General features: G+C 60.2%; 25 protein-coding genes. 7 read left to right on the forward strand and 18 right to left on the reverse strand.

Annotated features, from left to right (window positions below; genetic code table 11):
• From QZR14_RS14735 to QZR14_RS14745, 3 genes are all read left to right on the forward strand, one after another.
• The gene (locus tag QZR14_RS14735; RefSeq protein WP_250605807.1) at positions 1-795 is read left to right on the forward strand and encodes a thiazole synthase; all 795 of its coding nucleotides are present in this window, start codon (positions 1-3) and stop codon (positions 793-795) included.
• A gap of 9 nt (positions 796-804) precedes the next feature.
• The gene (gene trmB / locus QZR14_RS14740; protein ID WP_007913622.1) at positions 805-1,530 is read left to right on the forward strand and encodes a tRNA (guanosine(46)-N7)-methyltransferase TrmB; all 726 of its coding nucleotides are present in this window, start codon (positions 805-807) and stop codon (positions 1,528-1,530) included.
• Positions 1,531-1,708: 178 nt separating this feature from the next.
• Positions 1,709-2,497 carry a hypothetical protein gene (locus QZR14_RS14745; RefSeq protein WP_311996956.1) on the forward strand — a complete coding sequence of 263 codons (789 nt, stop codon included), beginning with the start codon at positions 1,709-1,711 and terminating at the stop codon, positions 2,495-2,497.
• A gap of 126 nt (positions 2,498-2,623) precedes the next feature.
• Here the strand turns inward: QZR14_RS14745 and QZR14_RS14750 are convergent, their stop codons facing one another.
• The 10 genes from QZR14_RS14750 to QZR14_RS14795 form a co-directional block, all read right to left on the reverse strand.
• The gene (locus tag QZR14_RS14750; protein ID WP_007913629.1) at positions 2,624-2,947 is read right to left on the reverse strand and encodes a DUF3392 domain-containing protein; all 324 of its coding nucleotides are present in this window, start codon (positions 2,945-2,947) and stop codon (positions 2,624-2,626) included.
• Between the two features lie 22 nt (positions 2,948-2,969).
• Positions 2,970-4,103 carry a radical SAM family heme chaperone HemW gene (gene hemW, locus QZR14_RS14755; RefSeq protein WP_250605907.1) on the reverse strand — a complete coding sequence of 378 codons (1,134 nt, stop codon included), beginning with the start codon at positions 4,101-4,103 and terminating at the stop codon, positions 2,970-2,972.
• Positions 4,104-4,171: 68 nt separating this feature from the next.
• Positions 4,172-4,768: an RdgB/HAM1 family non-canonical purine NTP pyrophosphatase gene (gene rdgB, locus QZR14_RS14760; RefSeq protein ID WP_250605809.1), complete on the reverse strand. Its 597-nt coding sequence runs from the start codon at positions 4,766-4,768 to the stop codon at positions 4,172-4,174.
• Entirely contained in the window at positions 4,765-5,199 is a 435-nt protein-coding gene (locus tag QZR14_RS14765; RefSeq protein ID WP_250605810.1) for a DUF4426 domain-containing protein, read from the reverse strand. The genes rdgB and QZR14_RS14765 overlap by 4 nt, the downstream gene beginning before the upstream one ends.
• Positions 5,200-5,225: 26 nt before the next feature.
• Entirely contained in the window at positions 5,226-5,846 is a 621-nt protein-coding gene (metW, locus tag QZR14_RS14770) for a methionine biosynthesis protein MetW (RefSeq protein ID WP_008083798.1), read from the reverse strand.
• 7 nt (positions 5,847-5,853) lie between these two features.
• Positions 5,854-6,993 (reverse strand): homoserine O-succinyltransferase MetX, encoded by a 1,140-nt coding sequence (metX, locus tag QZR14_RS14775; RefSeq protein ID WP_250605811.1) that lies wholly within the window; start codon positions 6,991-6,993, stop codon positions 5,854-5,856.
• Positions 6,994-7,220: 227 nt separating this feature from the next.
• Positions 7,221-7,517 carry a DUF167 domain-containing protein gene (locus tag QZR14_RS14780; RefSeq protein WP_311996957.1) on the reverse strand — a complete coding sequence of 99 codons (297 nt, stop codon included), beginning with the start codon at positions 7,515-7,517 and terminating at the stop codon, positions 7,221-7,223.
• Entirely contained in the window at positions 7,514-8,104 is a 591-nt protein-coding gene (locus tag QZR14_RS14785) for a YggT family protein (protein WP_250605812.1), read from the reverse strand. Before QZR14_RS14785 ends, QZR14_RS14780 begins: the two co-directional genes overlap by 4 nt.
• A 10-nt stretch (positions 8,105-8,114) precedes the next feature.
• Entirely contained in the window at positions 8,115-8,933 is an 819-nt protein-coding gene (proC, locus tag QZR14_RS14790) for a pyrroline-5-carboxylate reductase (RefSeq protein WP_311996958.1), read from the reverse strand.
• A gap of 23 nt (positions 8,934-8,956) precedes the next feature.
• Complete coding sequence (locus QZR14_RS14795; protein WP_311996959.1) at positions 8,957-9,643, reverse strand: YggS family pyridoxal phosphate-dependent enzyme; 687 nt, start codon at positions 9,641-9,643, stop codon at positions 8,957-8,959.
• A 56-nt stretch (positions 9,644-9,699) separates the two neighbouring features.
• Between QZR14_RS14795 and QZR14_RS14800 the strand changes: the two genes are divergently transcribed.
• Positions 9,700-10,734: a type IV pilus twitching motility protein PilT gene (locus QZR14_RS14800; protein ID WP_311996960.1), complete on the forward strand. Its 1,035-nt coding sequence runs from the start codon at positions 9,700-9,702 to the stop codon at positions 10,732-10,734.
• 105 nt (positions 10,735-10,839) lie between these two features.
• Here the strand turns inward: QZR14_RS14800 and QZR14_RS14805 are convergent, their stop codons facing one another.
• Complete coding sequence (locus QZR14_RS14805) at positions 10,840-11,457, reverse strand: C40 family peptidase (protein ID WP_250605816.1); 618 nt, start codon at positions 11,455-11,457, stop codon at positions 10,840-10,842.
• Positions 11,458-11,704: 247 nt separating this feature from the next.
• Here QZR14_RS14805 and QZR14_RS14810 point away from each other — a divergent pair, with 247 nt between their 5' ends.
• On the forward strand, positions 11,705-12,136 hold the full coding sequence (locus QZR14_RS14810; protein WP_007913651.1) for an NINE protein: 432 nt from the start codon (positions 11,705-11,707) through the stop codon (positions 12,134-12,136).
• 102 nt (positions 12,137-12,238) lie between these two features.
• Here QZR14_RS14810 and QZR14_RS14815 read toward each other — a convergent pair whose 3' ends face one another.
• The 7 genes from QZR14_RS14815 to gshB all read right to left on the reverse strand — a co-directional run bounded on the left by QZR14_RS14815 (position 12,239) and on the right by gshB (position 18,249).
• Positions 12,239-13,510 carry a dihydroorotase gene (locus tag QZR14_RS14815; RefSeq protein ID WP_311996961.1) on the reverse strand — a complete coding sequence of 424 codons (1,272 nt, stop codon included), beginning with the start codon at positions 13,508-13,510 and terminating at the stop codon, positions 12,239-12,241.
• Positions 13,507-14,511, reverse strand: coding sequence for an aspartate carbamoyltransferase catalytic subunit (locus QZR14_RS14820; RefSeq protein ID WP_007913665.1), 1,005 nt, complete (start codon positions 14,509-14,511; stop codon positions 13,507-13,509). The genes QZR14_RS14815 and QZR14_RS14820 overlap by 4 nt, the downstream gene beginning before the upstream one ends.
• 27 nt (positions 14,512-14,538) lie before the next feature.
• The gene (pyrR, locus tag QZR14_RS14825) at positions 14,539-15,045 is read right to left on the reverse strand and encodes a bifunctional pyr operon transcriptional regulator/uracil phosphoribosyltransferase PyrR (RefSeq protein WP_250605818.1); all 507 of its coding nucleotides are present in this window, start codon (positions 15,043-15,045) and stop codon (positions 14,539-14,541) included.
• An 81-nt stretch (positions 15,046-15,126) separates the two neighbouring features.
• A complete protein-coding gene (ruvX, locus tag QZR14_RS14830) occupies positions 15,127-15,564 on the reverse strand; it encodes a Holliday junction resolvase RuvX (protein WP_064589634.1) in 438 nt (145 codons plus the stop codon).
• Positions 15,564-16,136 carry a YqgE/AlgH family protein gene (locus QZR14_RS14835; RefSeq protein WP_311996962.1) on the reverse strand — a complete coding sequence of 191 codons (573 nt, stop codon included), beginning with the start codon at positions 16,134-16,136 and terminating at the stop codon, positions 15,564-15,566. Before QZR14_RS14835 ends, ruvX begins: the two co-directional genes overlap by 1 nt.
• A 134-nt stretch (positions 16,137-16,270) precedes the next feature.
• On the reverse strand, positions 16,271-17,170 hold the full coding sequence (locus tag QZR14_RS14840) for an energy transducer TonB (RefSeq protein WP_250605820.1): 900 nt from the start codon (positions 17,168-17,170) through the stop codon (positions 16,271-16,273).
• 107 nt (positions 17,171-17,277) lie between these two features.
• Positions 17,278-18,249 (reverse strand): glutathione synthase, encoded by a 972-nt coding sequence (gshB, locus tag QZR14_RS14845; protein WP_311996963.1) that lies wholly within the window; start codon positions 18,247-18,249, stop codon positions 17,278-17,280.
• Positions 18,250-18,474: 225 nt separating this feature from the next.
• Between gshB and pilG the strand changes: the two genes are divergently transcribed.
• Together pilG and pilH are read left to right on the forward strand one after the other, a co-directional pair.
• Positions 18,475-18,879, forward strand: a complete 405-nt coding sequence (gene pilG / locus QZR14_RS14850) for a twitching motility response regulator PilG (protein WP_007913673.1) — start codon at positions 18,475-18,477, stop codon at positions 18,877-18,879.
• Positions 18,880-18,939: 60 nt separating this feature from the next.
• Positions 18,940-19,305 carry a twitching motility response regulator PilH gene (pilH, locus tag QZR14_RS14855; protein WP_007913674.1) on the forward strand — a complete coding sequence of 122 codons (366 nt, stop codon included), beginning with the start codon at positions 18,940-18,942 and terminating at the stop codon, positions 19,303-19,305.
• Positions 19,306-19,309 lie beyond the last annotated feature (4 nt).

Raw genomic sequence — 19,309 nt, forward strand, 5'->3', positions numbered from 1 at the left:
ATGAGCATCGTTCGTAGCGACAAGCCTTTTGTACTGGCCGGTCGTACTTACCAGTCGCGTTTGCTGGTCGGTACCGGCAAGTACCGTGACATGGAAGAAACCCGCCAGGCCATCGAAACCTCGGGTGCCGAGATCGTCACTTTCGCTGTGCGCCGCACCAACCTGGGCCAGATCGAAGGCGAGCCGAACCTGCTCGACGTGCTGTCGCCGGAGCGCTACACCTTCCTGCCGAACACCGCCGGTTGCTACGACGCCATCGAAGCCGTGCGCACCTGCCGCCTGGCCCGTGAGCTGCTCGATGGCCACAACCTGGTGAAGCTGGAAGTACTGGCCGACCAGAAGACCCTGTTCCCCAACGTGATCGAAACCCTCAAGGCTGCGGAAACGCTGGTCAAGGAAGGCTTCGACGTGATGGTGTACACCAGCGATGACCCGATCATCGCCCGGCAACTGGCAGAAATCGGCTGCATCGCGGTGATGCCGCTGGCCGGTCTGATCGGTTCCGGTCTGGGCATCTGCAACCCGTACAACCTGCAGATCATCCTCGAAGAAGCCAACATTCCCGTATTGGTCGATGCCGGTGTCGGCACTGCGTCCGACGCGACCATCGCCATGGAACTGGGTTGCGATGCAGTGCTGATGAACTCGGCCATCGCCCACGCCCAGCAGCCGGTGATGATGGCTGAAGCCATGAAACACGCCATCGTTGCAGGCCGTCTGGCCTACCTCGCTGGCCGTATGCCGAAAAAACTCTATGCCAGCGCCTCTTCGCCGCTGGATGGTCTGATCAAGTAAGAGCCATTGATGACTGAATCGAACGACACGCCTATCCAGACGGAAGAAGGCGACGAGCGCCAACACCGCCGCATCAAGAGTTTCGTGATGCGCGCCGGGCGCATGACCGAAGGCCAGCAACGCGGTCTGGATCAGGGCGCGCCGCTGTACGTGCTGCCGCTGGCGGACGCGCCGGTGGATTACGATCAAGTGTTCGGCCGTTCGGCACCGCGCTCGCTGGAGATCGGTTTCGGCATGGGCCACTCGCTGCTGGAAATGGCCGCGGCGGCACCGGAGCAGGATTTCATTGGTGTTGAGGTTCACCGTCCGGGTGTTGGCGCGCTGCTCAATGGTGTGCTGACTCAGGGCCTGACCAACCTGCGGGTCTACGATTGCGACGCGATCGAGGTGCTCAACCGCTGCATCGCCGACAACAGCCTCGATCGCCTGATGCTGTTCTTCCCGGACCCGTGGCACAAGAGCCGTCACCACAAGCGTCGTATCGTTCAGGCCTCGTTCGCTGAACTGGTGCGCAGCAAATTGAAGGTCGGCGGCATTCTGCACATGGCCACCGACTGGGAACCGTACGCCGAATACATGCTGGAAGTGATGAACGTCGCCCCGGGCTACCGCAACCTCGCCGAAGACGGCAAGTGCGTGCCGCGCCCGGCCGAACGCCCGATCACCAAGTTCGAACGCCGCGGCGAACGTCTTGGCCATGGCGTGTGGGACCTGAAGTTCGAAAAACTCGCTTAAGCATCACGCAACACCCCTGTAGGAGTTGCGGCACGCTGCGATCTTTGATCTTGATTTTGATTTTGAAGATCAAAGATCGCAGCGTGCCGCAGCTCCTACAGTTGTTTCTGGAGTTTGCTCAAGTTTGGCTATGATCCGCCGAAAGCTCGAGGCCCCCATTTGTAAAGGAAGACAAATCTTGAAAGCCATTTTTGCCTGCACGCTGGTTCTGGGGCTCATTTGTTGCGCAGCGTGCGAACGGGTAGTCAGTCCCGAGGAATACTTCGCGAGTGCGCAGAGAACGGCGGCAAAGATCGAGCGCGACGCGAATGACCGGATCAAGCGTGAGGACGCCGGGGAAAGCGTGCAATACACCCCTGAACAATTGCGCGTTGCCGAAGGTGATCTCGAGGCTCTTGTGGACAACCTCAAGCATGCGTCGGACGGCGGGCACACGCTGGCCACCTATTTTTTGGCCAGCCTGCAGGACAACCCGATGTTTTCCGAGCAGACGCGCTTACAGACCTGTGGTCTTTATCAGCAGGCCATGGATGATGGATTGTTAGCGGCTGCGGTGGGCTATTACCATTTGTGCGACAAAGCGTATGAACGATTTGATGCGCAAAATCCTGATCATTTGAAATTCTTGCAGTCTCTCGAGCAGTTGCTGCTCAAGCCTGATACGCATGCTGACGACTATCCGTTGCAGGCCAAACGTTCGCTGTGTTTCGAAGAAAACGGGGCGCCTGCCGGCAAGGTCGGGCCGCTGGCCGCGATGCGAGCCCGCGCAGCTGGCTTGGTATTGTCCGAAGACCAGTTTCGGGCTGAGGCCTACTACATACTCGCGTTGACTCGTGTGAACGGCAGCGATATGCGCGACAGCGGCAATATCGAACACTTCGATAAAGCGATAGCGCTGGGCTGCAAGGATTCCGTTGGCCTCAAGGCGATCCTTCAGGCGCAGAGCCACTTATCGAAGAATCATTGAACCAAGGCCCAATAGTGGGAGCGAGCCTGCTCGCGAAAGCGGTCTGACAATCAACGATGTTGTTGGATGTTAAGACGCCTTCGCGAGCAGGCTCGCTCCCACAGTTGTTTTGGGGTGATTGCGGAATCAGCGGCGGTCGGCGACTACGCCGATGAGCACGAGGACCACCAACAACACCGGCGCCAGGCTGTAGTTGTTGAACTGGCTCAAGCCCTTGATCACCCACGGCGTGGCGTAGATCAATGCTGCGCCGCTGCCGATCACGCAAAGCAGCGCCATCAGCGGCACGCGCAAGGCACCGGCGATGCTGCCCAGGCGTTGCTCGACCCAGCCTTTGAAGTCGGCGCCGAACAGCACCAGCAGGCAGCCGACCAGCGCCAGGGCGATTTCCGAAAGGTTGCTGCGGCTCCAGCGGGAGACGGTGGCGAGCAGGTCGAGTATCAAATCCATGCGTTTTCCCTTGGGACTGAAGTCAGTTCAGAAATTGTTGCAGCAAGTCGTTGAGGAACAGCTGTCCGCGCTCGGTGGCCGCCAGACGTGACGGTTCGACCTGCAACAGACCGCTTTGTTCTGCCGCCGCCCGGCCTTCGGCGAGGCTTTCCAGCGACAGCCCGGTACGCTCCGGATACAGGCGCGATTCGACGCCTGCGGTCAGGCGCAAAGCGTTCATCAGAAACTCGAACGGCATCTCGTCGTTGGTCAGCGCTTTCTCGCCGGCCTGAAAGCTTTTTGCCGGGTTGAGATAGTCCTTCGGCAAACGGGTTTTCCAGGTACGCACGATGCGCCCGTCCGGATGGCTGAGCTTGCCATGCGCACCCGCGCCGATGCCGATGAAGTCGCCGAAACTCCAGTAATTGAGGTTGTGCCGCGCTGGCCGACCCGCCTGGGCATAAGCCGACACTTCGTATTGCGCATAACCGTGTTCCGCCAGCAGCGCTTGCCCGGCCTCTTGAATGTCCCACAGCGTGTCATCTTCCGGCAGCACCGGCGGCTGGTTCCAGAACACCGTGTTCGGCTCCAGCGTCAGCTGATACCAGGAAATGTGCGTTGGATTCAGCGCGATGGCCTGGCGCAGATCGCTGAGGGCATCGTCCAACGACTGATCGGGTAAACCGTGCATCAAGTCGAGGTTGAAGTTATCGAACCCGGCCTGCCGCGCCATACCGGCCGCGCGTACCGCTTCGTCACCGTTGTGAATCCGCCCCAGCGCCTTGAGCTTTTCCTGCTGGAAGCTCTGGATGCCGATCGACAGGCGATTGATCCCCAGCTTGCGGTACGCGACGAACTTCTCTTGCTCGAAGGTCCCGGGGTTGGCTTCCAGAGTGATTTCGATGTCGTGGGCAAACGGAATCCGCTGTTCGACGCCTTCCAGCAGCCGCCCGAGGGCTTCGGCGCTGAACAGGCTCGGCGTGCCGCCACCAAAGAAGATAGAACTGATTTCACGACCGTACACGGCGTGCAGATCCTGATCGAGATCGGCCAGCAGCGCATCAACGTATTCCTGCTCCGGCAACACCGGGCTGGCAGTGTGCGAGTTGAAATCACAATACGGGCATTTGCGCACACACCACGGGATGTGGATGTACAGCGCCAAGGGCGGCAGCATTGGCAGCGGCGCCCGAGGCGAAGAAGCGGCGCCGCCGACAATCAGCGACGACGCAGAAGAATCAACGGTCATTTCAAGCCCAGACGCTGGCGCAGCAGATCCATTGCACGGGCGCGGTGGCTGATCTGGTTCTTGTCGGCCGGGCTCAGTTCGGCGCTGGACAGGTCACGCTCCGGCACCCAGAACAGCGGGTCGTAGCCGAAACCGTGTTCGCCGCTGGCAGCGGTCAGAATGCGTCCGTGCCACAAGCCTTCGCAGAGGATCGGCAACGGATCGTCAGCATGACGCACCAGCGCCAGCACGCAAACAAACTGCGCGCCGCGCTCGGCTTCCGGCACATCTTTCAGCGCATCGAGCAATTTGGCGTTGTTTGCTGCATCGCCCTGGCCGTCGGCATAGCGCGCCGAATAGATGCCCGGTGCTCCGCCAAGGAAATCCACCGCCAGACCGGAATCGTCGGCCAGCGCCGGCAGCCCGGAAATACGTGCGGCGTTGCGCGCCTTGAGAATCGCGTTCTCAACGAACGACAGGCCGGTTTCTTCCGGCTCGACCTTGCTCCACTCGCCAATCGAGCGCAGTTGCACCGAGTCGCCGAGCATGGCCTGAAGTTCTTTGAGTTTGCCGGCGTTATGGCTGGCCAGTACGAGCTGCTTGATGTTCATCATTCGCCGGGAAAGAGTTCTTGGTTGAAATTGATGGTGTTGATCTTGTCGCCGTTCTGCACCTTGATTTCAAAAGTGCGGGTTTCCTGCTGCTCCACCGGGTACTGGGCGATGTAGTAGATCGCGCCCTGTTCGGTGATCTGGCGGAATTTCAGCGGCACGCTGTTGCTGGTCAGGTCTTTGACCGTGCCGGTGACATTGGCGATCAGCGGTTTGCCGTCCTTGATCACCGAGACATTGATCACACCCTGATTCTTGCTGCGCACCAGTTCCGCAGCCTTGGCGATGTCCGGCGTCAGAAACGTCGAGTTGAAAGTGTTGTAGTGCACCGTCACGTCGCCAAAGGTTTCCTTGCGTTCACCCTTGATGACGTCGGCCGCCAGGGCGCTGGCGCTCAGGCAGGCAGTCAATAACAACAACGCTAAACGACCCATGATCGTGCTCCTCGAAATGACGGGATTCAGACCGCGACTTTGTGGTCTGCAAGCTGCGGGCTGCTGACGCGGTAGATACCGATCTCACCTAACAGATTAGGCCATAGCTTACTGGCCCACCCGTGACGGTGCTGTTGATCCACGGCAAGCCGATCAATGACCTTCGCATCACGTTCGCGGCAAAGTTCTTCAAAGTCTTCGAAGGTGCAGAAGTGAATGTTCGGCGTGTTGTACCAGGTGTACGGCAGGAACTCGGAAACCGGCATGCGGCCCTTGCTCGCCAGGTACCAGCGGCAGCGCCAGTGGCCGAAGTTGGGGAAAGTGATAATGCACTGGCGGCCGACGCGGAGCATTTCGTCGAGGATCTTGTCCGGGTAGTGCACCGCTTGCAGGGCCTGGGTCATGACGACGATATCGAAACTGTTGCTGGCGAAATTGCCCAGCCCCTTGTCCAGATCCTGCTCGATGACGTTGATGCCTTTGGCCACGCATTCGGCAATGTTGTCGGCGTCGTTTTCCAGGCCGTAACCGGTGACGTTCTTGTTGTCGCGCAGCCAGGTCAGCAGCTCGCCGTCACCACAACCGAGGTCGAGGACGCGGCTGCCAGCGGGGATCCATTCCTGGATGATTTCCAGATCAGCTCTCATGGCTTTCTCACAACGTGATGCGGTTCATGTAATTGCCGAACGCCTGCAAGTAGCGAGGGATCGGAATCAGGAAGGCGTCGTGGCCCTGCGGTGCGTCGATTTCCAGGTAGCTGACGTCTTTGCGTGCAGCCATCAGCGCATCCACCAATTCCCGCGAGCGGGCCGGGGAGAAGCGCCAGTCGGTGGTGAACGACATCACGCAGAACTTGGCCGTGGCGTTTTCAAAGGTTTTTGCCAGGTTATCGTCGAAGTTCGCCGCCGGATCGAAGTAATCCAGCGCCTTGGTCATCAACAGATAGGTGTTGGCGTCGAAACGACCGGAGAACTCTTCGCCCTGATAGCGCAGGTAGCTTTCGACCTGGAACTCGACGCTGTGGAAGTCGTAGTTGAGCTTCTCGCTCTTCAGGCCACGGCCGAATTTCTCGCCCATCGAATCGTCGGACAGGTAGGTGATGTGCCCGACCATGCGCGCCAGCATCAGCCCGCGTTTGGGAATCACGCCCGCTTCCTGGAACGAACCGCCGTGGAATTCCGGGTCAGTGAGGATCGCCTGGCGCGCGACTTCGTTGAAGGCGATGTTCTGCGCCGACAATTTCGGAGCCGAGGCGATGGCCAGACAGTGACGCACGCGATCCGGGTAAGTGATGGTCCATTGCAGCGCCTGCATGCCGCCGAGGCTGCCACCGATCACTGCGGCGAACTGGCGGATGCCGAGCAGGTCGGCCAGACGCGCCTGGCTGTGCACCCAGTCTTCCACGGTGAGTACCGGGAAGTCGGCACCGAACGGTTTGCCGGTCTCCGGGTTGATGCTGCTCGGGCCGGTGGAGCCGTTGCAGCCGCCGAGGTTGTTCAGGCTGACCACGAAGAACTTGTTGGTGTCGATCGGTTTGCCGGGGCCGATGCAGCTGTCCCACCAACCGGGTTTGCGGTCGTCGACGCTGTGGTAGCCGGCTGCGTGATGATGGCCGGACAAGGCGTGGCAAATCAGCACGGCGTTGCTCGCTTGCGCGTTCAGCGTGCCGTAGGTTTCGTAGATCAGGTCATAGGCGGCCAGCGAACGGCCGCAGGCCAAGGCCAGCGGATCGCTGAAGTGCGCGGTTTGCGGCGTCACCAGACCAACAGAATCGGGGGGAAAGGCAGTTGGCATCGACCCTGCTCTCGTTGAAATGAGGCGTAAGTCTAAAGACCGGGGGGGTTAGCGGCAAGCAGCCCTCACCCTAACCCTCTCCCAGAGGTAGAGGGGACTGACCGAGGTGTTCTTTTGAGCTACGCCGACCTGATCTATCGAGTTGAACTCAGGTCTTGAAAACCACCCAAATCGGCTCCCTCTCCAGGGGGAGAGGGCTGGGGTGAGGGGCACAGACGCCGCCAAACTCAAGACAAGCGCCCAACCAACCCCGGCAAATCCGGCAACTTCTTCGGCGAACAAATCCTCACCCGCTTTTGCCGGTTCAGCTCACCACTGAGCAAACTGACCTGGCTCTTGGACACCCCGAACGCCTTGGCCAGAAAACCCAGCAGATACGCATTGGCCTTGCCCTCAACCGGCGGCGCAGTCAGGCGAATTTTCAGCCGATCACCGTGCAGCCCGGCGAAATCATCGCTACGGGCTGCCGGTTGCAGGTGACACTCGAGGATCAGGTCGTCACCGTCCCAACGGAACCAGCTCACATCAGCAAGCGCAGGATTTCCGGCATCATCGTCATTGCCGCCAGATTGTTGATCACCAGCATGTCGATCAGCTTCAGCGCGAGGAAGGCGAAAATCGGCGACAGGTCCAGACCGCCAAGATTCGGCAGGAACTTGCGGAACGGCGCCAGCGCCGGCTCGCAGATCTGGTTGACCAGCTCAGCACCCGGATTGTGGCTGCCCGGCGCAACCCACGACAGGATCACGCTGATGATCAGGGCGAAGAAGAAGATCTTCAGGAACAGCGCGGTCACGCCGATGATCGACCAGATAAACAGTTGCAGCGGGTTGCCGGTGGTGCCGTAAGTCAGCAGCAGGGTCAGCGCCATCAGTGCCAGTTGCACCAGAATCGCCAGCACCAGCGACGACATGTCCAGACCGAACAGGCTCGGAATGATCCGGCGCAGTGGTTTGAGCAGTGGCTGGGTCGCTTTGACGATGAACTGGCACAGCGGGTTGTAGAAGTTCGCCCGCACCAGTTGCAGCACGAAGCGCAGCAGCACGATCAGCAGGTACAGACTGCCGAGGGTTTGCAGCACGTAAACCGCTGCGGTGTTCAATCCAATCATGTAAGGCTCCTTATTTGCCCAGTTGTTCGGCCATTTCGGCCGAGCGGTGCGCGGCGGCGCCGAGTGCGGTTTCGACCAGGGCTTCAAAGCCATTGGCCTGGAATGATTTGATTGCAGCTTCCGTGGTGCCGTTTGGCGAGGTCACGCGACGGCGCAGTTCGGCGGCGTCGACATCGCTGGAAACCGCCATGTGCGCTGCGCCCAGCGCCGTTTGCAGGGTCAGTTGTTCTGCGACGTCTTTCGGCAGGCCGAGTTTGACGCCGGCGGCGGTCATGGCTTCGATCAGCAGGAAGAAGTAGGCAGGGCCGGAACCGGACACGGCGGTGACGGCGTCCAGTTGCTGTTCTTCCTTCAGCCACAAGGCGATGCCGACGGCGGACAGCAGCTCTTCGGCTTGCTGGCGTTGCTCGGCGGTCACTTCGCTGGTGGCGTACAAGCCGCTGACGCCCTGACGCAGCAGCGCCGGGGTATTCGGCATGCAGCGCACGATCGGCTGCTCGCCGAGCCACGCGGTCATGCTGGCGCAGGTGATACCGGCAGCAATCGACACCACCAATTGATTGGGTTTCAGGCTTGGGCGAATGGCCTCGCACACGGCTTTCATCGCCTGCGGCTTGACCGCCAGCACGATCACATCGACGCCGTCGATGGCCTGGGCGTTGTCGGCGAAAGTTTCGATGCCGTGTTCGGCACTGACCTTGGCGCGGGTTTCTTCGCCCGGATCACTGGCGCGGATGTGCGCCGCTTCCAGCCCTTTGGCGCGCAGGCCGCCAATCAGACTGGCCGCCATGTTGCCCGCACCGATAAACGCAATACGTGTGTTGCTCATGTGTGGTCCTTATCTGGAATCGTTCAAGACTGGGAATAGTCGCGGGCGCCAAACAGGGCCGTACCGATACGCACCCAGGTGGCGCCTTGGGCGATGGCCGACTCAAGGTCGTGGCTCATGCCCATGGAAAGTGTGTCGAGCGGCAGATCGAGGCTCGCCTGCAATTTCTGCACGGCGGCGAAGGCCGCGTCTTGCTCGGCGCGGTCGTCGGTTGGCTCGGGAATCGCCATCAAGCCGCGCAGTTTCAATCGGGGCAGGGCGCTGATGGCAGCGGCCAATGCCGGCAGGTCGGTCGGGGTGCAGCCGGATTTGCTCGCTTCACCGCTGACGTTGACCTGAATGCAGATATTCAGCGGCGGCAGTTCGGCCGGGCGCTGTTCGGACAGGCGTTGAGCGATTTTCAGGCGATCCACGGAATGCACCCAGTCGAAATGCTCGGCGATGGCGCGAGTCTTGTTCGATTGAATGGGGCCGATGAAGTGCCAGATCAAGGGCAGGTCAGCCAGTTCGAGCTGTTTGCCCAAGGCTTCCTGCAGGTAGTTCTCGCCAAAGTCGCGCAGGCCGGCGGCATACGCCTCGCGCAGCGCTTCGGCGGGTTTGGTTTTGCTCACGGCGAGCAACTGGACGCTGTTTTCAGGACGATGTGCGGCTTGGGTCGCGGTCTGGATGCGCGAACCAACGTGGGAAATGTTGTCTGCTATCGTGGACATCAAGAGGCGCCGGCGGTCTGAAGGTTCGCGGCATTCTACTGGAATTGAGGAGCGCTATGGATATCACTGAACTGCTGGCCTTCAGCGCCAAACAAGGCGCGTCCGACCTGCACCTGTCGGCCGGCCTGCCGCCCATGATCCGTGTCGATGGCGATGTGCGGCGGATCAATCTGCCGGCACTCGATCACAAACAAGTGCACGATCTGATCTACGACATCATGAACGACACCCAGCGGGTCGACTTCGAGAAACATCTGGAAACCGACTTTTCTTTCGAAGTGCCGGGCGTGGCGCGCTTTCGGGTCAACGCCTTCAACCAGAATCGTGGCGCCGGCGCCGTATTCCGTACGATCCCGTCGAAAGTGCTGAGCATGGAAGACTTGGCCATGGGCGATGTCTTCCGCAAGATCACCGATGCACCGCGCGGGCTGGTGCTGGTGACCGGGCCGACAGGCTCGGGCAAGTCGACCACGCTGGCGGCGATGATCGATTACCTCAACACCCACCGGCATCACCACATCCTTACCATTGAGGACCCGATCGAGTTCGTCCACGAATCGCGCAAATGCCTGATCAATCAGCGTGAAGTCCATCGCGACACCCGCAGTTTCGCCACGGCTTTGCGTTCAGCGCTACGTGAGGATCCGGATGTGATTCTGGTCGGCGAGATGCGTGATCTGGAAACCATTCGCCTGGCGCTGACCGCAGCCGAGACTGGACACCTGGTATTCGGCACCTTGCACACCACGTCTGCCGCGAAAACCATTGACCGCGTGGTTGATGTATTTCCCGGAGACGAGAAGTCGATGGTGCGCTCGATGCTTTCCGAGTCGCTGCTAGCGGTTGTCTCGCAGACGTTGATCAAGAAGATCGGCGGCGGGCGGGTGGCGGCACACGAGATCATGCTGGGGACATCGGCGATCCGTAACCTGATCCGTGAAGACAAGGTGGCGCAGATGTATTCGGCGATTCAAACAGGTGGGTCGTTGGGCATGCAGACACTCGACATGTGCCTGAAGGAACTGGTGACCAAAGGCTTGATCAGCCGCGAGCATGCGCGGGAGAAGGCGCGTACGCCTGATAATTTCTGAGACCAGAAGCAAAAGATCGCAGCCTTCGGCAGCTCCTACAGGGAAACGCTGATCCCGATGTAGGAGCTGCCGAAGGCTGCGATCTTTTGATCTTGCTTCGAAGACTCAGCGCTGAACCACGCGCATCTGGCTTTGCTCTTTCGGCAACACTCGCTTGGCCACGACGTAATGCTTTTCCCAGTAAGGCTTGTTCAACGTATCGATGCTCACCGCTTTGCCACGACGCGGTGCGTGGATAAAGCGATCGTTGCCCAGGTAGATGGCAACGTGATTGACCCGACGGCTCTTGATGTTGAAGAAAATCAGGTCGCCCGGCTTCAGATCCTTGCGCTCGACTTTCTCGCCGTGGCCGCTGGCCATGGCGTTCGAGGTGCGTGGCAGGTCGAAGGTGGCGTCGTTGAACGCGTATTTCACCAAGCCGCTGCAATCAAAACCTTTACTTGGGCTGCTGCCGCCCCAACGATAAGGTGTACCGAGGACGTTCACCGCACGGCTCAGCACATTGCTGCTTTCCTTGCTCGCCATTGGTGGCACCAGCTTGCTGTGGCTCTTGCTGCTCAGCGTGGTGGTTTTGCTTTTGCTGCTCTTGCTCGAAGGAGCCGAAGCATGGGATTTAGGGGTGAAGCCGTTAACGTTGGGAAGACGTTGCTCACGATTGGTGGCGTGGGCGGCCAGTGGCATTAATAGGCAAATGGTTAGCCATGTCTTGAAAAATGGTCGCATTAGGCGTGGCTCTTTAGTGATAGCGCGCAACTTTATAACAGAGTTTTTTTCATTCCGAGTCCGTTGGTCGATTCAGTTGGCGGCCAACGGAACCAAATAAGCGGCAAATGGACGCAATTGTCGGACAGAAGTCCGGTGCTATAAGGCTTTGACGGTAGCAACGGTAACATTTGCCGTACGTCGGCTACCTGTAAAAAAGTCACAAAGAATTCAAGAATATTTATCTATCGTGTGAATCGAGGTCTTCATGAACCCCTATCAACAATTCGTTCAGCAGCAAGATACGCACAGCAAAATCATCGGTTATCTGCTGTGGATTTTCGGTTTTACGGGTGCTCACCGCTTCTATTACGGCAAGCCGGTGACCGGGACGATCTGGTTCTTCACCTTCGGTTTGCTCGGTATTGGCTGGCTGATCGACCTGTTCCTGATCCCGGCGATGGATCGCGAGGCGGATCTGCGTTTTACCGCCGGGCCGATCGAATACAACGTGGCGTGGATTCTGCTGACGTTCCTAGGAGCATTGGGTGTGCACCGGATGTATCAGGGCAAGTGGATCAGCGGACTGATCTATCTGCTGACGGGCGGGTTGTTCTTTCTGGGGGTGCTGTATGACTTCTGGACGCTGAATGATCAGGTGTCCGTACGCAACGCCGAAGGCAGAGGCGCCTTCCAGTAAGCCATCGCTGGCAAGCCAGCTCCCACAGGTTTTTGCGCTAACCCAAAGATAGCGCAAGACCTTGTGGGAGCTGGCTTGCCAGCGATTGGGGGCAACCCGGTATCAAGCCTGGTGACTGATCCGCCCATCCACCAGCGTATAGCGAACCACACCCGGCAAAGTGTGCCCAATGAACGGGCAGTTCTCACCCTTCGACAACCAGTTTTCACCGGCCACGGTCGAAGTCTGCGGATCAAACAACACGATATCCGCCGCACCACCTACCGCCAGTTTGCCGGCCGGCAGACGCAGCGCTTCAGCCGGGCCAGCGCTCAAACGCGCCAGCAAGGTCGGCAGATCCAGCAACCCATCCTCCACCAGCGTCATCGCCAGCGGCAGCAACAGTTCAACACTGCTGATGCCCGGCTCGGTTGCGCCGAACGGTGCCAGTTTGGCGTCGCGTTCGTGCGGCTGGTGATGGCTGGAAATCGCCGAAACCACGCCGGACTTCACCGCTTCACGCAGACCATCGCGATCCGCACGTGTACGCAGCGGCGGTTGCACGTGATACAGGCTGCTGAAGTCGATCAGCGCTTCGTCGGTCAAAATCAGCTGATACAGCGCGACATCAGCCGTTACCTTCAAACCACGGGCCTGAGCCTGCGCGATCAGGGCCACGCCGCGCGCGCTGGTCAACTGGCTGAAGTGCGCACGCACGCCAGTCTGCTCGACCAGCAACAGATCCCGGGCCAAGGCCACGGTCTCAGCGGTTTCCGGAATCCCCGGCAGGCCGAGGAAGCTCGCAACCGCGCCTTCGTGGGCCAGACCGCCCTCGGCGAGATCATGATCCTGCGAGTTGAAAATCACCGTCAGGTCGAACGTCGCCGCGTATTCCAGCGCCCGGCACAAGGTGCGGGTGTTGCGGAAGCTTTCGAGGCCGTTGCCGAACGCCACACAACCAGCATCGCGCAGGGCGACCAATTCAGCCAGTTGCTCGCCGTCCAGACCTTTGCTCAGTGCGCCAATCGGGAACACCTTGGTGTTGCCGGCCTCGCGGGCACGGTCGAGGATCAGCTCGGCCACGGCGGAGGTGTCGAGCACCGGTTTGGTTTTCGGCGGGCAGCACAGGCTGGTCACACCGCCGGCGGCCGCTGCGCGGGTCTCGCTGACGATCGAGCCTTTGCGGCTATAGCCCGGCTCGCGCAGGGCGACGTTGAGGTCGACGAGGCCCGGAGCGGCGACAAGGCCTTGGGCGTCGATGGTTTCCACTGCCGTGAAACCCGCCGGGGCCGCGCCGAGGGCGACGATCTTGCAGGCTTCAACGTGAATGTCGGTGATTTGATCCAGGCCGCTGCTTGGATCGATGACGCGTGCGCCGAGAATGCTGAGCTTCACTGGGCGTTCTCCTGCTCGAATTGACGCTGCGCGGTTTGTCCGCTCATGGCCATGGACAACACGGCCATACGAATCGCGATGCCGTAGGTCACCTGATTGAGGATCACCGAGTGCGGGCCGTCGGCCACCGCTGACTCGATCTCCACACCGCGGTTGATCGGCCCCGGGTGCATGACGATGCAATCCGGTTTGGCCCCGGCCAGACGCGCGGTGGTCAGGCCGAACAGTCGGTAGAACTCGCCTTCGCTCGGCAGCAGGCCGCCGGTCATGCGTTCACGCTGCAGGCGCAGCATGATCACCACGTCGACGTCTTTCAGGCCTTCGGTCATGTCGGTGTACACCTTCACGCCGTATTGCTCGATGCCGATCGGCAGCAGGGTCTTCGGCGCAATCACGCGGATGTCCGGGCAGCCGAGGGTTTTCAGCGCGAGCATGTTCGAGCGCGCCACCCGTGAGTGCAGGATGTCGCCGACGATCGCCACCGAGAGGTTTTCGAAACCGCCCTTGTGCCGACGGATGGTGAGCATGTCGAGCATGCCCTGCGTCGGGTGGGCGTGACGGCCGTCGCCGCCGTTGATGATCGCCACTTGTGGGCAGACATGCTCAGCGATGAAGTGCGCGGCGCCGGAATCACCGTGGCGCACGACAAACATGTCGGCGGCCATGGCTTCGAGGTTGCGCAGGGTGTCGAGCAGCGTTTCACCCTTGCTCGCCGACGAGGTCGACACGTTCAGGGTGATCACGTCCGCCGACAGCCGCTGGGCTGCCAGTTCGAAAGTGGTGCGGGTGCGCGTGGAGTTTTCGAAGAACACGTTGCACACGGTCTTGCCGCGCAGCAACGGGACTTTCTTCACCGCCCGGGCACCGACTTCGAGGAACGAGTCGGCAGTGTCGAGGATTTCCGTCAGCAACTCGCGGCGCAGGCCATCGAGCGAGAGGAAGTGGCGCAGCTGGCCCTGATCATTGAGCTGCAGCGGGCGCTTGGTATCTAGAGGCGTCATCGCGAGGGGGACTCTCAATAGGGCGGATTAAAGGGAGACATCTTGCAGTTCGAGCGTCAGCGGCTCAGGGCCGGACAGCTTGACCCGCTCGTGAGCGGCCAGCGACAAGGTCGCGCCGACCACGTTCGGGCGGATCGGCAACTCGCCGGCGTCGAGGTCCAGCAGGCAGACCAGGGTCACGCTGGCCGGGCGGCCGTAGTCGAACAATTCGTTCATGGCGGCGCGGATGGTGCGGCCGCTCATCAGTACGTCGTCGATCAACACCAGATGCTGGCCTTCGATCTCGAAGGGCAGGGCGGACGGGCGCACTTGCGGGTGCAGGCCGTTCTGGCTGAAGTCGTCGCGGTAGAAGGAAACATCCAGCGTGCCCAGTGGCGCGTCGCTGCCCAGCTCCTTGAGCAAGGCCTGCGCGACCCAGATGCCGCCGGTGCGAATGCCGATGTAACGCGGCTCGTTGATTTCACGTTGGGCAAGGTGCGCCTTGAGGCGGGTCGCCATCTGGCTGATCAGATCGGCGGGATTGGGCAGGCTCATGGTTGCTCCTTCTTGAGTCCGAGCGGCGTCCTGCCGGACGTGGCTCGGGTTATAACCAAAAGAAAAGCGCCGAAGCGCTTGTCAGGATTCAAACAATGCAGTGTTTTCATCGAGCCAGCCCTGCAACAGCAGAGCGGCGGCGATGGCGTCCACCGGGTTGTCGCGGTAACTGCCTTTCTGCCCGCCACGGGCCAGGCGCTCGCCTTTGGCCTCGAACGTGGTCAGGCGCTCGTCATGGGTATAGAAGGGCAGGTTGAAGCGGCCATTGAGGCGGCGGGCGAATTTTTCCGCGCGTACGCACATGTCGCTCGGCGTGCCGTCCATGTTCAACGGCAGGCCGACGACGACAGCGTCGGGTTTCCATTCTTTTATAAGGGCTTCGACCTGGTTCCAGTCCGGCACGCCGTTCTGTGCCTTCAAGGTGCACAGCTCACGGGCCTGGCCGGTAATCACCTGGCCGACCGCGACGCCGATCTGTTTGGTGCCGTAGTCGAAGCCGAGAATCAGGCGCAGGGCCATCAGGCGTGACCTGCCTGGCTCGTCAGCAGGCTGAGGTTGATCCCCAGATGCCTGGCCGCCGCTTCGAGGCGCAGTTCGCTGCTGGTGTTGAAGAGGATGTCGGCGTCGTACGGGCAGTTCAGCCAGGCGTTATCGGCGAGTTCCGCTTCCAGCTGCCCGGCTTCCCAACCGGCATAACCGAGGGCAATCAGGCTTTTCGCCGGGCCGACGCCGTCAGCGATGGCGAACAGCACGTCCTGCGAGGTGGACAGGGCCAGATCACCGTCCAGTTGCGCGGTGGCCTGGAAGGTTTTGCCTGCCGGGTGCAGGACAAAACCGCGATCAGTCTGCACCGGCCCGCCGATGAAGATCGGTACGTGCTGGCACAGTGCTGGCGGGTCGATCTCCGGGCGCAATTGCTCAAGGATGTCGGCCAGATTCAGCTCTTGCGGCCGGTTGACCACAATCCCCATCGCGCCATTGGCCGTGTGCTCGACGATGTAGGTCAAGGTGTGGGCAAAGTTCGGGTCGGCCATGTGTGGCATGGCGATCAGGAATTGATGCTTGAGGTAGCTGGGGCTGACGTTTTTCATGTGCGCTAGTGTGGCGTTCGGGGGGCAAACTGACAAGCTGAAGCCGCCAAAAGATCGCAGCCTTCGGCAGCTCCTACATGTGAATGCAGGCCAATGTAGGAGCTGCCGAAGGCTGCGATCTTTTGATCTTGCCCTTAATTGCTGGAGAGCTTGTCGCCGCGAGCAAATTTCCAGGTGCGAATGATTTCCAGACGATCGATATCCGACAAGTCCCCGGTAAACGGGGCAAACGGTGCCGCCAGTCGGACGATGCGCTGCGCCGCCTGGTCCAGCAGCGGCTGGCCGGAGGATTCCAGCACCAGCACTTCATACAGCGAACCGTCGCGGTTGATCGAAACCATCAGGCGCAAATTGCCGTAGATCTGCTTGCGCCGTGCTTCTTCGGGGTAATTGAGGTTGCCGATGCGCTCGACCTTCTTGCGCCAGTCGTCTTTGTACCAGGCGCCCTTGTCGCGCATGGTCGACGCCGCGCTCAAACGGTGAATACGCGGGCGTTTGGCGTACAGCTGTTGTTCCTTGGCCAATTCGGCTTCGAGGCTGGCGATGTCGCTGGACAGCTGCGAGCTGTCGAATTCTGGCGCGTCGACTGTCGGTTTGACTTCGGTTTTGGCTTCTTCTTTCTTGGTCGGCGCTTTTTTAGGTTTCGGCGCGACGGTGGTCACTGCAGCCTTGGGCGCGGCTTCCTGCACTTGCGGCTTGGCGGCCGGTGGCGGGGTGACTTTTTTGACCTGATTGTCCTGGAACGGCGCCACTTCAGTGGTCTTCGGGATCGCCTTCTTGTCCAGCGTGCCGCTGCCTTCCTGGTTCTCTTGGGCGAGAAAGTCAGCCTTCTGCGGCTTCTTTTCGCTCTTGAAGGTGGCGAGGGTAATTTCCAGGGTTTTGCTGATTTGCTTGGGCTCGACCATCGTGAAGCCGACGCCGAGCAGCAGCGCCAAATGAATCAGCGCCGCAAGGAACAGGGTAAAACCGAGGCGATCGGCCGGGCGCACGCCACGGTGGGCGAGTTCTGCGGGCAGATCGGACGGGAGGGTCATGACAAGAAAACCAACATCGCGTTTTTCAGAGGCTGCGCATGATAACGCAATGTTGGTTTCACGCCTTGGGCTTCACGCTTCAAGCGACAGACTGCATGTGACGTGCATCAAGCTTGTGGCTTTTTGCCGGCGGCTTGCAGCTTCTTGGCGATGGCGTCCATCAGCAAGCCGCCAATATCGGTGCCAAACGCATTGTCGATTTCACGGATGCAGGTCGGGCTGGTGACGTTGATTTCGGTCAGGCTTTCACCGATCACATCGAGACCAACGAACAGCAGGCCTTTCTCACGCAACGTCGGGCCGACCTGCGCGGCGATCCAGCGATCCTTGTCGGTCAGCGGGCGCGCTTCACCACGGCCACCGGCAGCCAGGTTGCCACGGGTTTCGCCCTGCGCCGGAATCCGTGCCAGGCAGTAATCCACCGGCTCGCCGTCGATCATCAGGATGCGTTTGTCGCCATCGACAATGGCCGGCAGGTAGCCCTGAATCATGATCTGCTGCTTGCCGTGCAGGGTCAGGGTTTCGAGGATCACCGACAGGTTCGGGTGGCCGGCGGTGTGGCGGAAGATCGACGAACCGCCCATGCCGTCCAGTGGTTTGAGGATCACGTCGCCGTGGTGGTCGGCGAATTCACGCAACACGTCCGGGCGACGGCTGACGATGGTCGGCGGCGTGCACTGCGGGAACAGCGTGGCGAACAGTTTTTCGTTGCAGTCGCGCAGGCTCTGCGGTTTGTTCACCACCAGCACGCCAGCGGTTTCGGCCTGTTCGAGCAGGTAGGTGGAGTAGACGAACTCCATGTCGAACGGTGGATCCTTGCGCATCAGGATCACGTCCAGATCGCTCAGCAGGTTGTCCTGTTCGGCCTCCAGTTCGAACCATTTTTCCGGGTTGGCGAAGACCTTCAGCGGCTTCATGCGCGCCCGGGCCTGACCTTCAGCCTGATACAGGTCGCGCTGTTCCATGTAGAACAGTTCCCAGCCACGCTTCTGCGCGGCCAGCAGCATGGCCAGCGAGCTATCCTTTTTATAGGAGATGCTGGCGATAGGGTCCATGACAATCCCGACGCGAACGCTCATTGGGTTTTCCTCGAAAATTGGCTACCGGATCGGTATTGAAAAAGTGCCGCCAGAGTGGCGCCGGGCGGGTTTTCGGTCAAGGAAAAACCCGTCGATAGATTGCATCTGGAGACTGTGCTAAAAAGGCTGGCGTAGCGTGCTGGCCCTTGAGCATCAAGGGTTTCGAGCCATTGATAACCGCAAAACGGACAAATTGATTCGCAAAGGCGACGGTAGAACCCTCTTATGGAACAGCAGTCCAGCGCCTTGAAGGTCATGGTGATCGACGACTCGAAAACGATTCGTCGCACCGCCGAAACCTTGTTGAAGAATGTCGGTTGCGAAGTGATCACGGCGATCGACGGTTTCGACGCCCTGGCCAAGATCGCCGATAACCATCCCGGGATCATTTTTGTCGACATCATGATGCCGCGTCTGGATGGTTATCAGACCTGCGCTTTAATCAAGAACAACAGTGCGTTCAAGGCCACACCGGTGATCATGCTGTCATCGCGCGACGGGCTGTTCGACAAGGCCAAGGGGCGGATTGTCGGTTCTGATCAATTTTTGACCAAGCCTTTCAGCAAGGAAGAACTGCTCAACGCGATTCAGGCCCATGTTCCGGGCTTCGCCGCCGTTTTGCCGCAGTAAGACACGTACAGAGACACGCGGCCAGCGGGCCGGGCGTCGACAAGAAAAATGGGGAAAACCATGGCACGTATCCTGATCGTCGATGATTCGCCGACTGAAATGTACAAACTCACCGGCATGCTCGAAAAGCACGGCCATGAAGTCCTGAAGGCCGAAAACGGCGCCGACGGCGTGGCCCTGGCCCGTCAGGAAAAACCCGACGCCGTGCTGATGGACATTGTCATGCCCGGCCTCAACGGTTTTCAGGCCACCCGCCAGCTGACCAAGGATGCCGACACCAGTCACATCCCGGTGATCATCATCACCACCAAGGATCAGGAAACCGACAAGGTCTGGGGCACTCGCCAGGGCGCCAAGGATTACCTGACCAAACCGGTCGACGAAGACACCCTGATCAAAACCCTGAACAACGTGCTCAAAGGCTGATCGC

Source organism: Pseudomonas sp. rhizo66, assembly GCF_031931925.1.
Classification (GTDB): Bacteria; Pseudomonadota; Gammaproteobacteria; order Pseudomonadales; family Pseudomonadaceae; genus Aquipseudomonas.

What these genes read in the sequence shown, in the direction of transcription:
- pilH (WP_007913674.1), top strand. Translation starts at nt 18,940, where the DNA reads ATGGCACGTATCCTGATCGTCGATGATTCGCCGACTGAAATGTACAAA.
- trmB (WP_007913622.1), top strand. Translation starts at nt 805, where the DNA reads ATGACTGAATCGAACGACACGCCTATCCAGACGGAAGAAGGCGACGAG.
- QZR14_RS14805 (WP_250605816.1), bottom strand. Translation starts at nt 11,457, where the DNA reads ATGCGACCATTTTTCAAGACATGGCTAACCATTTGCCTATTAATGCCA.
- hemW (WP_250605907.1), bottom strand. Translation starts at nt 4,103, where the DNA reads ATGCTGCCGCCCTTGGCGCTGTACATCCACATCCCGTGGTGTGTGCGC.
- pilG (WP_007913673.1), top strand. Translation starts at nt 18,475, where the DNA reads ATGGAACAGCAGTCCAGCGCCTTGAAGGTCATGGTGATCGACGACTCG.
- QZR14_RS14750 (WP_007913629.1), bottom strand. Translation starts at nt 2,947, where the DNA reads ATGGATTTGATACTCGACCTGCTCGCCACCGTCTCCCGCTGGAGCCGC.
- QZR14_RS14785 (WP_250605812.1), bottom strand. Translation starts at nt 8,104, where the DNA reads ATGATTGGATTGAACACCGCAGCGGTTTACGTGCTGCAAACCCTCGGC.
- QZR14_RS14820 (WP_007913665.1), bottom strand. Translation starts at nt 14,511, where the DNA reads ATGACGCCTCTAGATACCAAGCGCCCGCTGCAGCTCAATGATCAGGGC.
- QZR14_RS14800 (WP_311996960.1), top strand. Translation starts at nt 9,700, where the DNA reads ATGGATATCACTGAACTGCTGGCCTTCAGCGCCAAACAAGGCGCGTCC.
- QZR14_RS14795 (WP_311996959.1), bottom strand. Translation starts at nt 9,643, where the DNA reads ATGTCCACGATAGCAGACAACATTTCCCACGTTGGTTCGCGCATCCAG.
- QZR14_RS14835 (WP_311996962.1), bottom strand. Translation starts at nt 16,136, where the DNA reads ATGAAAAACGTCAGCCCCAGCTACCTCAAGCATCAATTCCTGATCGCC.
- pyrR (WP_250605818.1), bottom strand. Translation starts at nt 15,045, where the DNA reads ATGAGCCTGCCCAATCCCGCCGATCTGATCAGCCAGATGGCGACCCGC.
- ruvX (WP_064589634.1), bottom strand. Translation starts at nt 15,564, where the DNA reads ATGGCCCTGCGCCTGATTCTCGGCTTCGACTACGGCACCAAACAGATC.
- gshB (WP_311996963.1), bottom strand. Translation starts at nt 18,249, where the DNA reads ATGAGCGTTCGCGTCGGGATTGTCATGGACCCTATCGCCAGCATCTCC.
- metW (WP_008083798.1), bottom strand. Translation starts at nt 5,846, where the DNA reads ATGAGAGCTGATCTGGAAATCATCCAGGAATGGATCCCCGCTGGCAGC.
- QZR14_RS14735 (WP_250605807.1), top strand. Translation starts at nt 1, where the DNA reads ATGAGCATCGTTCGTAGCGACAAGCCTTTTGTACTGGCCGGTCGTACT.
- proC (WP_311996958.1), bottom strand. Translation starts at nt 8,933, where the DNA reads ATGAGCAACACACGTATTGCGTTTATCGGTGCGGGCAACATGGCGGCC.
- QZR14_RS14810 (WP_007913651.1), top strand. Translation starts at nt 11,705, where the DNA reads ATGAACCCCTATCAACAATTCGTTCAGCAGCAAGATACGCACAGCAAA.
- QZR14_RS14765 (WP_250605810.1), bottom strand. Translation starts at nt 5,199, where the DNA reads ATGGGTCGTTTAGCGTTGTTGTTATTGACTGCCTGCCTGAGCGCCAGC.
- metX (WP_250605811.1), bottom strand. Translation starts at nt 6,993, where the DNA reads ATGCCAACTGCCTTTCCCCCCGATTCTGTTGGTCTGGTGACGCCGCAA.
- rdgB (WP_250605809.1), bottom strand. Translation starts at nt 4,768, where the DNA reads ATGATGAACATCAAGCAGCTCGTACTGGCCAGCCATAACGCCGGCAAA.
- QZR14_RS14840 (WP_250605820.1), bottom strand. Translation starts at nt 17,170, where the DNA reads ATGACCCTCCCGTCCGATCTGCCCGCAGAACTCGCCCACCGTGGCGTG.